At 59.9% G+C, this 13,564-nt stretch carries 11 protein-coding genes; 1 reads left to right on the top strand and 10 read right to left on the bottom strand.

The genetic code is table 11. The features are described from left to right. Nucleotides 1–117 precede the first annotated feature (117 nt). Nucleotides 118–690, top strand: coding sequence for an NUDIX hydrolase (locus PHI30_RS02940; protein WP_300023677.1), 573 nt, complete (start codon nucleotides 118–120; stop codon nucleotides 688–690). 90 nt (nucleotides 691–780) lie between these two features. On the opposite strand, the gene spoIVB is transcribed toward PHI30_RS02940, so the two are convergent. From spoIVB to PHI30_RS02890, 10 genes are all read right to left on the bottom strand, one after another. Then, entirely contained in the window at nucleotides 781–1,821 is a 1,041-nt protein-coding gene (gene spoIVB / locus PHI30_RS02935) for a SpoIVB peptidase (protein ID WP_300023675.1), read from the bottom strand. A gap of 178 nt (nucleotides 1,822–1,999) precedes the next feature. Further along, nucleotides 2,000–3,124, bottom strand: coding sequence for a cell division protein FtsZ (gene ftsZ, locus PHI30_RS02930; protein WP_300023672.1), 1,125 nt, complete (start codon nucleotides 3,122–3,124; stop codon nucleotides 2,000–2,002). Between the two features lie 165 nt (nucleotides 3,125–3,289). Next, entirely contained in the window at nucleotides 3,290–4,066 is a 777-nt protein-coding gene (locus tag PHI30_RS02925; RefSeq protein WP_300023670.1) for an FtsQ-type POTRA domain-containing protein, read from the bottom strand. Between the two features lie 15 nt (nucleotides 4,067–4,081). Further along, complete coding sequence (murA, locus tag PHI30_RS02920) at nucleotides 4,082–5,338, bottom strand: UDP-N-acetylglucosamine 1-carboxyvinyltransferase (RefSeq protein WP_300023668.1); 1,257 nt, start codon at nucleotides 5,336–5,338, stop codon at nucleotides 4,082–4,084. Between the two features lie 64 nt (nucleotides 5,339–5,402). Beyond that, nucleotides 5,403–6,536: an undecaprenyldiphospho-muramoylpentapeptide beta-N-acetylglucosaminyltransferase gene (murG, locus tag PHI30_RS02915; RefSeq protein WP_300023666.1), complete on the bottom strand. Its 1,134-nt coding sequence runs from the start codon at nucleotides 6,534–6,536 to the stop codon at nucleotides 5,403–5,405. An 11-nt stretch (nucleotides 6,537–6,547) separates the two neighbouring features. Beyond that, nucleotides 6,548–7,777 carry a putative lipid II flippase FtsW gene (ftsW, locus tag PHI30_RS02910; RefSeq protein WP_300023664.1) on the bottom strand — a complete coding sequence of 410 codons (1,230 nt, stop codon included), beginning with the start codon at nucleotides 7,775–7,777 and terminating at the stop codon, nucleotides 6,548–6,550. A 30-nt stretch (nucleotides 7,778–7,807) separates the two neighbouring features. Continuing rightward, a complete protein-coding gene (mraY, locus tag PHI30_RS02905; protein WP_300023662.1) occupies nucleotides 7,808–8,797 on the bottom strand; it encodes a phospho-N-acetylmuramoyl-pentapeptide-transferase in 990 nt (329 codons plus the stop codon). 45 nt (nucleotides 8,798–8,842) lie between these two features. Then, nucleotides 8,843–10,294, bottom strand: coding sequence for a UDP-N-acetylmuramoyl-L-alanyl-D-glutamate--2,6-diaminopimelate ligase (locus PHI30_RS02900; RefSeq protein ID WP_300023660.1), 1,452 nt, complete (start codon nucleotides 10,292–10,294; stop codon nucleotides 8,843–8,845). 101 nt (nucleotides 10,295–10,395) lie between these two features. Beyond that, the gene (locus tag PHI30_RS02895; RefSeq protein WP_300023657.1) at nucleotides 10,396–12,840 is read right to left on the bottom strand and encodes a penicillin-binding transpeptidase domain-containing protein; all 2,445 of its coding nucleotides are present in this window, start codon (nucleotides 12,838–12,840) and stop codon (nucleotides 10,396–10,398) included. A gap of 117 nt (nucleotides 12,841–12,957) precedes the next feature. Continuing rightward, a complete protein-coding gene (locus PHI30_RS02890) occupies nucleotides 12,958–13,521 on the bottom strand; it encodes a hypothetical protein (RefSeq protein ID WP_300023654.1) in 564 nt (187 codons plus the stop codon). Nucleotides 13,522–13,564 lie beyond the last annotated feature (43 nt).

Below are 13,564 nucleotides of genomic sequence, written 5' to 3'. Positions count from 1 at the left end.
CGACAGCTTTTTTGGGACACCGAAACCCCCCGGCTCCCAAGGGTTTGCGCAAAGTGCTTTTCATTCAGGAAAAAATATGATATGATGCGAATACTTTATCAGAAAGGAATCCGAGCCATGGATTTACGATCAGCGCTGGAAGCATACTTACCGTGGAACGAACAGGAGCAGCGGGATTGCCGCGAGATACTGCGGCGGCTGAAAAGCGGCGAAGCGCTTTTTACCAGAGAAAACCCGGCCGCTCACCTGACGGCCTCGGCCTGGGTGGTGAGTCCTGACCGCAAGCAGGTTTTGCTGGCTTATCACAATTTGTACCACTCCTGGGCGTGGCTGGGCGGCCATGCCGACGGAGACCGGGATCTGCTCTTTGCCGCCATGCGGGAGGTGCGGGAGGAAAGCGGCCTTACGGAAGTCCGTCCGGTGTCCGACAATATTTATTCTTTGGAAATTCTTTCCGTGGATGGTCATGAAAAGCAGGGCGTCTACGTCTCTTCCCATCTGCATTTGAATGTCACCTATCTGCTGGAGGCGAGTCCCAAAGCGGTGATTCACTGCAAGAGCGATGAAAACAGCCGCATCGGCTGGTTTTCTCCCGAGGATGCTGTGGCGGCGTCCTCCGAGCCATGGTTTCGCGAGCGGATTTATAAAAAATTAAACGAAAAGCTGGTGAATTTCCTGCCGGCGGAGTGAGCCTTCCCACCCCCACGGACGAAATTGGAACGCGGCCACATACAGAAATTTTTAAAAAACGGCGGACCGCTGGGTCCGCCGTTTTTGCCATTAATTCGCCGCGCTCAGCATATTTTCAATGAAAATTCCATATCCTTTAGTCGGATCGTTTAATAAAACGTGAGTCACCGCGCCCACCAGTTTTCCGTTTTGCAAAATAGGACTGCCGGACATGCCCTGCACAATGCCGCCGGTGGCGGCGATCAGGTCCGGGTCCGTCACGGAGATCACCATATTCCGGCTGTCGGCTGCATCGGGCAGTACCTTCAAAATTTCAACGTCGTAGCTCTGCACCGTATCTCCCTCCACGTTGGAGAGGATGGTGGCGGGGCCTTCCTTCACTTCCCCGGCGGAAGCCACGGGCAGCGCCACACCCGACTGCCAGGTTTCCGTGTCCCCGGGGAGACTTCCGAAAATTCCGTTTGCCGTGTTGGCGTTTAAGCTGCCCAGATCCGTTGTGAGATCGAAGTCACCCCGCAGCTCTCCGGCTTCTCCGGCAGCGCCCTTCTTCACCGCTTTGACGGTGGAAGGCAGAATGGACCCGGAGGCGAAAGGCATCAGCAGCGCCGTATCCGTGTCGGTGATACCGTGGCCCAAGGCGCCGAAAGCGCCGGTAGCGGGGTCATAATAGGTCATCGTGCCGATGCCCGCCATGCTGTCTCGAATCCAGGCGCCGATGGAGTAGGTTCCCTGCTCGTTTTGCTCCGGTTCCACGGAGAGCGTCATATTTTCGCTGCCTCGCCGCACCTGTAAATTTGTAACCGTTTCGCCGCCCTTTTGCAGCAGGGACTGAAACTGCTCCGTGGAGCTGACGGTTACGCCGCCGCATTTGACGATGACGTCGCCCGTCTTAAGGCCGCACTCCTTCGCGGGGGTACCGCCATCAGACAGCTTTACCACCAGAACACCCCTCGAAAACAGCTTGATGCCCACCGTATGCCCCACCGGGATCAACATGCGGGCGGATGGGTCAGCGCCGCCGGGAATCACCTCTGCGGCGCCCGCCATGGGGCCGGCGCACAACAAAAACGCCAATGCCAGTGCCGCTCCGCCCCGCAGCAGCCGCTTTGCGTTTTCCACAAGTTCATACAATCCGATCACCCCTTTCAAAAATTTTGCCGGTCCATACCGGCGAGCTTATCTTCTGCCAAAGTCAAAAAAGCACGCCATGCAAAAAGCGGCAGCGCCGCCATGGAAAAGAGCGCCTGCGACGCACTGCGGGCGAAAAAAAGTTCCCGCAGGCAAAAACCTGCGGGAACTTCCATGATTTTCAATCGTCGCGTTTGTTAAAAATTTTGAGGATCTCGCCAAACACGTCGTCATCGTCCTCTTCGGGCTTGGGCACGTCCTCTTCCTTCAAGGGCACCAGCTCGGGAGGGGCCGACTGTACCGCGGCGGCAGCGGGCGCGGTCTTGGAAATCTTCGGCAGCTCCTCCGGCACCTTGTCAAAACCGGTGGCAATGACGGTGACGCGGATCTCGTCGTCCAGCGTCTCGTCGAAGGTGGCGCCGAAAATGGTGAGGGCATCCGGATGGACGGCGGCCTGTACCAGACTTGCCGCCTGCTCCACTTCCTCCAGCCCGATATCCATGGAGCCGGTAATATTGATGAGCACGCCCTTGGCCCCCTCGATGGAGGTCTCCAGCAGCGGGCTGGAAATTGCCATCTTGGCGGCTTCCTCGGCCTTGCCCTTTCCGGCTGCCCGGCCCACGCCCATGTGGGCCATGCCGGCATTTTTCATGATGGCCGTCACGTCGGCAAAGTCCAGGTTGATGAAGCCGGTATCCCGGATCAGGTCGGAAATGGACTGCACCGCCTGACGCAGCACATCGTCGGCAATTTCAAAAGCGTTGGCAAAGGTGATTTTCTGGTCGGTGGCAAACTTCAGCCGGTCATTGGGGATGATGACCAGCGAGTCCACCTTTTCCTGAAGCTCGGCGATGCCGCTGTTGGCGGAGCGCATCCGGCGGGGGCCTTCAAACCCGAAGGGCTTGGTGACGACGGCCACGGTAAGGATGTCCATCTCCTTGGCGATCTCCGCCACGATGGGCGCGCCGCCGGTGCCGGTGCCGCCACCCATACCGGCGGTAATGAACACCATGTCGGTGTCCTCCAGGGCCTTCGCGATCTGGTTGCGGCTTTCCTCGGCGGACTTGCGGCCCACCTCCGGGTCGGAGCCGGCGCCCTGCCCGTGGGTCAGCTTTTCACCGATTTGAATTTTGTAAGTAGCGTTGGAAATATTCAGAGCCTGCTTATCGGTGTTCACGGCGACAAAGTCCACGCCCTTTGTCCCAGAGCGGACCATACGGTTGACCACATTGTTTCCGCCGCCGCCCACGCCGATGACCTTGATATTGACAACGGTATCGGGACCGGTTTCCAATCCAAATGCCATAGTGGTGCCTCCTGCTATCATTTGTGTAGAAAGGGCTTTCGCCCAATTTATCACGGCATATTCTGTGATATTTTATTCATTGTATGACACTTTCCCGCTCCGGTCAAGTGCCCCTCTTTGTTTTCGGGCCAATTTTGGAAAAAAAACGAATATCTCGCTTTTTATTCACCGTACATTTTGAATCAGATTGATTCTTCCGTCCTCCCGACGCATGTCGAAGGTGCCGGTCATATTGTCCTGAATGGCGCCGCTGGTAAGAATTTGCGCAAACGCCTTCAGCTTCCGCTCGTAATCCGCCCCATAGGGCAGCTGCACCGTGAAGCGTCCGTCATACTCCATGGTGAGCATGGAGAGATCCTGCAAGTGGATGGCGTCCACCTTCTCCAGCTCTCCGGCCTCCTCCAGCGCCGTCATCAGCGCCAGCAGGCTTCTTTGCTGGCTGGCATGTTCCGTGGCCAGCGCCAGCTGCGTCCCCACGGAAGGCGCCAGCAGCTGGCACCCGTCGATCACGCCGTAATCCGACGTCGCATCAGATGCCTTCTGCTCCACGATCTTTCCCCCCGGGCTCACCAGCCAGGCACTCCCGTCCTGCACCACCGCCATGGGGATGCCGCATTCTTTCACGTCGATCAGCAGCGTATCCGGCAGCTTGCGCCGAATCCAGACATCCTCGATGTTGATATACGGCAGGGCCGTAGCAATGTTGTTGGCCGCGTTATACTTATTCAGCAGGAAGAGGTTGTCACCGGACTGGATGCCGGTGGCATCCACCACCTCCTGCTGCGTATAGCGCTGCTGCCCCGTGACCACAATGGTGTCCACCCGGAAAAACAGGGTCAGCGCCGCGACAATGGCTCCGCAGATCACCAGTACAGACAGGAGCTTATAGAGGAAGCCGAAACTTCCTCTTCTCCGCCGATTGGATTTTCTGCGTCTCGCCATGCCGTTCTCCTACTGTTATTCTTCTGTGCGGACAATGTCCGCTCCCAAAGCCCGTAAATCGCCCGCCAAGTCCTGATATCCCCGGTCGATGTGGTCGATGGCGCTCACTTTCGTCTCGCCCTGCGCCGCCAGCGCGGCCACGCACAGCGCCGCCCCGCCCCGCAGATCGGTGCAGCGCACCGAAGCGCCCCGCAGCGTCTCCACGCCGGTGACCACCGCCACGCGGCCCATCACCCGGATCTCCGCCCCCATGCGGGTCAGTTCATCCACATGGCGATAGCGATTTTCAAAAATATTTTCCTCAAACACCGTCGCGCCCCGATGGCGCAGCAGCGCCGCCATCAAAACGGCCTGCGCATCTGTGGGAAAGCCCGGATAGGGCGCTGTGCGCACCGGACGGATTGCCTTGAGCTGCCCCCGGCAGCTTAAGACGATGCCCGCCGCATCCGAGCGGATATCGCAGCCCGCTTCCCGCAAAGCCGCGGTCACGGTGGAAAGGTGCTGTTCCCGGGCGCCCCGTAAAAAGATCTCTCCTCCGGCGGAGGCCGCGGCGCAAAGATAGGTTGCCGCGGCAATGCGGTCCGGCATCACGGTATAGACGCCGCCATGCAGCGTCCTTCCGCCCTCCACCACGACCGTCGAGCCGCCCGCGCCGGAAACCTTGCCGCCGCAGGCGTTCAAAAAGTTCTGGAGATTCACGATCTCCGGCTCCCGGGCGGCATTGGAAATCACCGTGGTGCCCTCCGCGCCGCAAGCTGCCAGCATCAAATTCTCCGTCGCGCCCACCGAGGGCAGGCTTAAGACGATCTCACTGCCTGCCATGTGGGCAGCGGTGCAGTGCAAAATGCCGCCTGCGTCGTCGATTTCCGCCCCTAGCTCCCTCAGGCCCGCCAGATGCAGGTCAATGGGTCGAGGGCCCAGCTCGCACCCGCCGGGATAGCTCAGCTCCGCCTGACCGCAGCGGGCCAGAATGGCGCCGAGAAAAATGGCAGAGGAGCGCATTTCCCGCATCAGTATATCAGAAATGGTCCAACCGTTCAACCCGGCGGTGTCCACCGTCAAGCTGTCGCCGTCCCACCCGGCGCGGCAGCCCAGCGTCTCCAGAATCCGCACCGAGGCGTCCACATCCCGCAGGCGGGGACAGCCCCGCAGTTCTACCCGGCTGCGGGTCAAAATGGTGGCCGCCAGAATGGGGAGCACGCTGTTCTTCGCTCCCTGGATCGCCACCTCGCCCTGCAAGCTCCGCCCGCCGCCGATCAAAAGCTGACTCATATCCATTCCCCTCCATACCCAAGATGGTATTATGAACCATCCTATGGGCAAAGAGGCTTTGTGGTTACTGGATCAGCTCCAAAACCGTCTGGTAAATGCGCGCTGCGGCGTCCCGGATGCCGAGGGCCGTCATGGCGGTCTCCATAGATTTTTGCTCCGCGGCGTCATGGAGGATGCCGCAGGCGGTCTGAAACAGCGCCGAGGCGGAGGCGTCCTTTTCCAGTAGCACCGCCGCGCCGCCCGCCGCCTCCAGCACCCGGGCATTTTTCTCCTGATGGTTGTTGGTGACATGGGGCGAGGGCACCAGCAGCGCCGGAACGCCCAGCGCCGTCAGCTCGCTGATGGTGGAGGCGCCCGCCCGGGAAATGACCAGATCCGCCGCCCGCATCACCGTCGCCATATCGTAAATATACTCCCGCAGGGAAAGGGACGGGTGGGCGGCAAGATCCACGCCCTTTTGCGCCAGCAGCTTTTGCATCATGGGGTAGCCGCTCTTTCCCGCGCCATGGATGTGATGGAAGGGTTCCTTTGCCGCCTCCAGCGCGAGGAAGTCCGCCATAGCGCGGTTCATGTCAGACGCGCCCAGGGACCCCCAGAAGGAGACGATCAGCGCCCGGCCGTCGTCCACGCCCAGCCGCCTCTTGGCCTCCTCCTTCGTCAGGGAAAAGAAGTCTCCCCGCACCGGCGTTCCGGTGACCAGCACCTTCTCCGGGTGGCGGTACTGCGCCCGGCACGCCTCAAAGCCCACGCAGATGCGGGAGGCGAAGGGCTCCAGCATCTGGGTGGTCAGACCCGGCACCATGTTGGATTCATGGACCGCCGTGGGGATGCCCGCCTTAGCCGCCGCCTTCACCATGGGAAAGCTGGCATAGCCGCCGGTGCCGATGACCACGTCCGGTCGAAACTCCCGCAAAATGGCCCGGGCCTCCCGGGGCGCCCGCAGCAAATTGCAGAGGGAAACCGCGTTGTGGCGCAGCTCCCGGGGCTTTACGGAGCGGTGGAAGCTGGAGATGTGGACGGTGCGAAAATCATAGCCCGCCTTGGGGATCAGGTCTTTTTCCAGTCCCCGCTCCGCACCCACGAATAAAACCTCCGTGGACCGGTTTTCCTTTTGCATCAGCTGTGCCAGCGCGACGGCGGGATTCACATGCCCCGCCGTGCCGCCGCAGGTAAAAATCACGCGCTGTATCTGCTTCATTTCCTTAACACCTACCCTGCCTTCGTGGGCTTCATTTGTCGCGAGACGCTGAGCACGATGCCCATTTCCGCCAACTGCATGGAAAGCGCCGTGCCTCCATAGCTGAAAAAGGGCAGCGAGATACCGGTGGTGGGCAGCAGTCCCGTGACCACGCCGATATTCAAAAACGTTTGCAGCGCGATCAGCGTGGTAACGCCCACCACCAGAAGGCTTCCGAACCGGTCCCGGGCATGGAGCGCGATCCAGTAGCCCCGCAGGATCAGTGCCGCGAAAAGCAGCATGATGATGGTGGCGCCGATCAATCCCAGTTCCTCGCAGATGATGGCGAAAATGAAGTCGTTGTGCTCCTCCGGCAGATACAGATACTTCTGGCGGCTTTTTCCAAGCCCCACGCCCAGAAGGCCCCCCGAGCCGATGGACAGCAGACTTTGCACCAGCTGGTATCCGTCCCCCTGCGCGTCCAGCCAGGGGTTGTGCCACATGGCGATGCGGGACTGCCCGTAAGAGATGATGCCGGAGAACATCAGCGCGGCTACGCCCGCCGCGCCGCCCATCGCGGCAAGCACCCAGCCGAGGTTGATGCCGCCGATGAGCATCAAAACCGCGCCGGTGCCCACGATGAGCACCGTGCCGGAAAGATGAGGCTCCAGCAGCATCAGCACGGAAAGCGCGCCCAAAATCAGGAGGTAGGGCGTAATGCCGTATCGGGTGGTGTTCATCTTATCCTTCTTTTTGGAAATGCTGCTGGAAAAATAGATCACCACTGCCATCTTGGCGATTTCCGAGGGCTGGAAGGTGAACAGCTCGCCGATGCCGATCCAGCGGGTGGCGTGGTTGCGGGTGACGGCGATGGGGTTTCCCGGAATAATGACCAGCACCAGCAAAATGAAGGCCAGATAGAGCAGCGGCTTGGCGATGGCGCGAAAGCGCTGGTAATTGATGCGGCTGAGGAGGAACATGGCCGCGATCCCCGCCGCCGCAAAAATTCCCTGCCGCACAAAATAATGGGTGGGGTCACTGTTGATGTAATAGGCGGATGGAAAGCTGGCGGAAAGCAGCATCACAAGTCCGATGCCCGTCAGCAGCAAAACCAGCAGACAAAAGGGCAGATCGATAGGGCCGCGGGCCAGTTCCCGGCTCTCCTGCTCCTTTTCCCGCAGCTGCTGCGCCCGCTTCTGCCGCTCCAGCGCTTCTTCCCGGGGCATTGGCCTGCGCCGCTGCGTGGTCCCCTGTTTTGTCACCGCTCTCCCCCCTTCCCGCTTTGTTTTTGCTTAATACCGTCCCTGTATGCCGAAATACGCCAAAACGCAGCACACCAGCGTGATGATGGAAAACACCGTCACCAGCTTTGCCTCGCTCCAGCCGGAGAGCTCCAGATGATGGTGCAGCGGTGCCATTTTGAAAAAGCGCTTGCCGTGGGTCATCTTGAAATACGTCACCTGAATGATATCGCTCACGGTCTCCGCGATGTAAATAACGCCCACCGGAATCAAAATCAGCGGCAGGTCCATGGCAAACGCCACAGCGGCCACCGCGCCGCCCAGAAACAAACTGCCGGTGTCGCCCATAAAGGTCTTGGCGGGGTGGTGGTTGTAAACGAAAAAGGCTGCAAGCCCCCCCGCCAGAGCCGCCGGAAACAGCGCCTGCACCCCGTGAAAGCTGTACAGCGCGCCCGCCACCGTGAAAAACGCCATCACCACGAAGGTGACGCTGGTGGCAAGGCCGTCAATGCCGTCCGTCAGATTGACCGCGTTGACGCAGCCCACGATCACAAACGCCGCAAAGGCAAGATACACCACCCAGTTCATGGTGAAGGTCACATTCACGAAGGGAACGTACACCTCGTTGGTCAAAAGCTCCTCATAGCGCATCAGGCACAAAAACACAATGGCGGCCGCCAGCTGCAAAACAAACTTCTGCTTGGCGGTGAGACCCTCGTTCTGGTGCTGACGGACCTTGCGGTAATCGTCCACAAAGCCGATCAGGCCAAAAATCAACGCGAACAGGTATACATAGAGATGAATAAAAATTCCACTGAGCATCATCTTCCAGCCCAGCACAAACACCGTGACGCCCACGCCCAGAATGAACATGATACCGCCCATGGTGGGCGTACCGGCCTTTCCGGCGTGCCACGAGGGTCCGTCCTTTCGGATCTCCTGCCCGGCCTTCAGTTTTCGCAGCTCCGGAATCAAAAACTTTCCGATCACCAGGGTCAGAAGAAAACTGATTCCCGCCGCAATCCAGATCAACAACTCCATACTTCTCCCTTTTCCGCCGGACTCCCCCGCCGGCGCTTTTGTGTCTTATTTTCCCCCGTTCAGGTACTCCGCCACGATCTCCCGTTCATCCATGTGGTGCTTGACGTGGTTGATTTCCTGATAGCTTTCGTGGCCCTTGCCGCAAAGGACGAGGACGTCCCCCGCGCCTGCGTGGTCCAGCCCGTAATGGATGGCCTCCACCCGGTTTTCCACAACCGTATAGGGCGTCTCACTCCCGGCAAGGCCGGGCAAAATATCTGCAATGATGGCCGCCGGCTCTTCCGTCCGGGGGTTATCGGAGGTGACGATTGCAAAGTCCGCCAACTTGGCGGCGACAGCGCCCATTTTGGGCCGCTTCGTCCGGTCCCGGTCGCCGCCGCAGCCAAAGAGCGCGATGGTACGGCCCTTGGCAAAGCCCTTCACCGTCCGCAACACATTTTCCAGACTGTCGGGACTGTGGGCGTAGTCGATGAGCACCGTAAAGTCCTTTCCCGGCGTGGGGACCACCTCCACCCGGCCCTTCACATGGGGGACCCGGGCAAGCGCCTCGGCGCTTCTTTCCAGAGGAATGCCCAGCGCCAGCGCCGCACAGAGCACATCCAGCGTATTGTACACCATGAAGCCGCCGGGGATATTCACCCGGACATCCACCCGGGCGTCCTTTGTCACCGCCGTGAATCCAATGTGGTCCGCCGCGAGAAGGACGTCCTCCGCCCGCAGGTCGGCGTTAGCCTTCTCGGCGTAGAAAAACGTTTTACACGTAGCGCCGCGCAGCAGCCGCTCCGTCCACGGATCGTCGGCGTTGCAAACGCCCACGGCGCAGTTTTGAAAGAGCATCGCCTTGGCGTCGCAATATTCTTCCATGGTCCTGTGGAAATCCAGATGGTCCTGGGTCAGATTGGTAAAAATGCCCACGTCGTAGGAAACGCCCCAGACCCGGTCCAGCACCAGCGCATGGGAGGATACCTCCATCACCACGTGGGTGCAGCCCGCAGAGCGCATCTGGGCAAACAGGCGCTGAAGCTCAAAGGATTCCGGCGTGGTCCGCTCCGTGGGAAGGACCTCGCTGCCGATCATATTCTGATTGGTGCCGATCAGCCCCACCCGGGCGCCCAGCTCCTGCTCCAAGACCGCTTTTAAGAGATAGGTGGTGGTGGTCTTTCCGTTGGTCCCGGTGACGCCCACCATGGTCATGGCGTCCGCGGGATGGCCGAAGTAATTTGCGCCTATTACCGCCAGCGCCCGCCGGGAGTTTTCCACCTGCACATAGGGAACCGTCCCGTCCTCCGGCGGACGTTCGCACACCACAGCCGCCGCGCCGGCAGAAACCGCCCTGGCGATAAAGGTGTGTCCGTCCACGGCGAAGCCGGTCATTGCCACGAAGAGGTCCCCGGGCTTTGTGGTCCGGGAGTCATAGCTCACATCCGAAATCTCCGTATTGAGGTCCGCCTTCGCGGAGAGGATCGGGAGTCCCTGCAATAATTCTTTTAATTTCATGCGTATCCGCCCCTTTATATTGAGTTTTCCAGCCTTATTATAGTCAGGACGAAACGCAAAGTATACGCACAATGGTGCCTAAAACCTTGTGAAACCTGCTGTCAATCCAAAACAGAGCTGTCACCGAACTGGACCGTGACCACCTCGCCCACCGTCAAGTGACTGCCGGAGGGATGGGACTGGGAGATGGCGTGGACATTGCCGGAGCTTGCCGCGGTGGCGCCTGCCACCTTCATAATAAGCCCCGCGTTGGTCAGCGTCTGATTCGCCTCAGACGCGGTGAGGCCCACCACATTGGGCACCGTACACGGATCGTCCGGTTTTTGCCCGCCCAGATACAGGATGATGGTGGCGTTATTGGGAACAATGGCGCCGCCGGCAGGCGTCTGGTCGGTGACGGTATCGCCGCTGCCGAGGGTTCGGCAGGCAAAGCCCGCGCTTTCCATTTTGGCCTTGGCGTCCGCAGTGGAAAGGCCCACCACATTGGGGACCGCCGCGTCCGCACCTACCAGCTCCTCGGCGGAATAGTCCGGCTCGATGCCGAGATACGGCAAAATTTCGCCCATGATCTTGCTGGCGGTGGGCGCCACCATATTGCCGCCGGAGACGTAAACGCCGGTATTCCGGCTGGGGGTATCCATGGTGAGGAGCATGATGTACTGGGGGTCGTTGGCGGGGGCGAAGCACATGAAGGACACCACCACGTCGCCCTGAGGGTTATTGGCGGTACGGGTGCCGGTCTTATCGGCGGTACCGGTCTTGCCGCCGATGCGGTAGCCCACCACCTGACCGTTTTTGCCGGTGCCGCTGGCCACCACGTATTCCAGGCACTGCCGCACCTTGGCGGAGGTTTCCTCGCTGATGACCTGCCGGATGGGGGTGGAATCATGCTGAGAGACGATGTTGCCGTCGTCGTCCAGCTCCTGATCCACCACATAGGGCGTATAGAGATATCCGCCGTTGATGCAGGCGGCCTGCGCCCGGATCAGATGCAGCGGGGTCACGGTAAAGGTCTGGCCGAAGGCATAGGAGGCCAGCGACACCACGTTGGAGTTGAAGCTCTTCTCACTGGCGAAAAGGCCCGTCACCTCGCCGATCATGTCCACGCCCGTTGGCTCCATCAGTCCAAATGCTTTGAGATACTGATAGTATTTTTCCGTGCCGATTTTCAATCCCATGCTGATGAAGGCGGGGTTGCAGGAGTTTCCCACCGCCTGTTCCAGCGTCTGGTGACCGTGCCCGATCTTTTTGGAGCAGTTGATGGGCTTGCCCCAGCCCTGCACCTTGATGGAGCCGCTGCAATCGAAGGTGGTATTCGTGGTGACCACGCCCTCTTCCAGCGCCGCCGCCAGCGTCAGGGGCTTAAAGGTGGAGCCGGGCTCGTAGGTGGAGTCGATGCACTTGTTGCGCCACTGGGTCTGCACCATGTCGCTGGTGGCCTTGGAGACCGCCGCCTGATACTCCTCCTCGGTTTTATAGCTGCCGCGGTTTTTCTCCAGCTCCGCCAGCTTTGCGGTAAGCTGCGATTGCAGCTTTTCGTCGTAGATGGTTCCGTAGGCATTCAAGTCGTAATTGGGGTAGGACGCCATCCCCACGATGGCGCCGGAGTTCACATCCATCACGATGCCGGTGGCGCCGTTTTTGGCGTTGAATTTCTTCACCATGCTCTCGATGTTTTTCTCCAGAGAGTGCTGCACGTTGGTATCCAGTGTCAGCACCAGACTTTCGCCGTTTTGCGCGTCGTAGTACTGCTCATACTGGTAGAGAAGATCGGTGTTTCTGGCGTTTTTGGCTGTGACGGTCAGGCCGGAGGTGCCCTCCAGCACGCTTTCGTACTTGGCCTCCAGCCCCACGCCGCCCTTATTTTCCCCGTTGACGAAGCCGATGACGTTGGCGGCCAGGGAGCCATAGGGATAGTAGCGCTTGGAATCCGGCTCCATGTATACGCCCCGCAGCTTTTGCTCCTGCCCCTCCGGCACGGGATTGCCCGCATCGTCGATCTGCCCGTTGATAAAGCGGCGGACCTCGTCGGCGGTGGCCTGCTCCGAGCGCAACTTCACGATCTCGTACTGAGACCAGGTGCGCTCCATCTTTTTCTGGATGATGCCCTCATCCACGCCCAGAATCCGACCAAGGCCCCGGGCAATATAATTGCCGTCCCGCACCGCGCCGGGCGTATAGCTCTCGCCCTTTTTAGCCGCCTTTTCCTGCAGCTCCGTCTGTTTGGTTTTTTGGCTCTCCACAAATTCCCCGATCTCCTGAGGGGAGATGAACACCGTCTCTGCCGTGGCGGAGATGGCCAGCGGAGTGCCGTTGCGGTCATAGAGCGTCCCGCGGGAGGCAGTGATGACCGTGCTGCGGGTCTGCTGGGCGACCGCCTGCTCCTGCAATTTTTCGTGCTGACGAATCTGGAGGTCATAGAGCTTCCAGAACAGCATTCCAAAGGTACACACGCCCAGAAGGATCATCACCGCAACCGTCCGGCTGCGGATGACCTGGTTGGCGCGGCGGGCAGCGTCACTTTTTCTGCGGGGTTTGCTTGCCATGCTACGTTCTCCTTTTCGGGCCTGCAGCCCACTTCAGCTTGCTTTGAGCGAAGCAAGGGAGCAAGAAGACGTCCTTCTTACTCCCCGCTCTCAGTCCATTCCATTATAGTGCAATGGTCAGTCAAAATATTCCACCACCGCATAGACTCCGTGGTTGAAGGACGTCAGTACGCGGCTTAAGACGCTGGGTTCTTCCTTCTGGTAAACCACGGCATTGTCGCCGTCGCTGAGATCAATGTAATAAATTTGGCTGTTGCTGGGCTTGGCCATGCCGGACGCCTCGGCGGCCTCCTTCACCGTAGCCAGATCGAACATCTGCTCATACTGCGTGGTGAGGGTCACATGCTCCGTCTCCAGCGAGGAGAGCTGCTTTTTCAGATTCACCGTGTCGGCGGACAGCTCCATGAGCTGAATATAGCTCATCAGCACCAGTACCGCCAGTCCCACCACGGCGCCAAAGCCCAGAACGGCCAGCGGGGATACCTTCTGCCGCTCCCGAACCTGCACCTTCGCCACGCTGCGGACCTTGGTCTGCTCCCTCTCCGCTTCCCGGCGGCGAGGCGCCTCGCCTGCATGGCGCAGCTCCCGTTCACGAACCTCCAGATCCAGATCATATGCAAGGCTGCCGTTGACAGCACGACCGCTACGATAGCGCAGCTCCTGCGCCGCAGATGCCACCATGGATTCCTCCCTCCGGTTCACGCACACACATTTTTTCCACAGG

Origin of the sequence: Oscillibacter sp., from assembly GCF_028693505.1 — a bacterium.
Lineage (GTDB): Bacteria > Bacillota > Clostridia > Oscillospirales > Oscillospiraceae > Oscillibacter.
Note: the sequence above shows the minus strand (reverse complement) of the source record. Positions and strands in the feature narration are given on the sequence as shown.

Bases quoted from the DNA above. Each gene is read 5' to 3' on its own strand.
- PHI30_RS02940 (WP_300023677.1), top strand. From the start codon at position 118: ATGGATTTACGATCAGCGCTGGAAGCATACTTACCGTGGAACGAACAG.
- ftsZ (WP_300023672.1), bottom strand. From the start codon at position 3,124: ATGGCATTTGGATTGGAAACCGGTCCCGATACCGTTGTCAATATCAAG.
- PHI30_RS02925 (WP_300023670.1), bottom strand. From the start codon at position 4,066: ATGGCGAGACGCAGAAAATCCAATCGGCGGAGAAGAGGAAGTTTCGGC.
- murA (WP_300023668.1), bottom strand. From the start codon at position 5,338: ATGAGTCAGCTTTTGATCGGCGGCGGGCGGAGCTTGCAGGGCGAGGTG.
- murG (WP_300023666.1), bottom strand. From the start codon at position 6,536: ATGAAGCAGATACAGCGCGTGATTTTTACCTGCGGCGGCACGGCGGGG.
- mraY (WP_300023662.1), bottom strand. From the start codon at position 8,797: ATGGAGTTGTTGATCTGGATTGCGGCGGGAATCAGTTTTCTTCTGACC.
- PHI30_RS02900 (WP_300023660.1), bottom strand. From the start codon at position 10,294: ATGAAATTAAAAGAATTATTGCAGGGACTCCCGATCCTCTCCGCGAAG.
- PHI30_RS02895 (WP_300023657.1), bottom strand. From the start codon at position 12,840: ATGGCAAGCAAACCCCGCAGAAAAAGTGACGCTGCCCGCCGCGCCAAC.
- PHI30_RS02890 (WP_300023654.1), bottom strand. From the start codon at position 13,521: ATGGTGGCATCTGCGGCGCAGGAGCTGCGCTATCGTAGCGGTCGTGCT.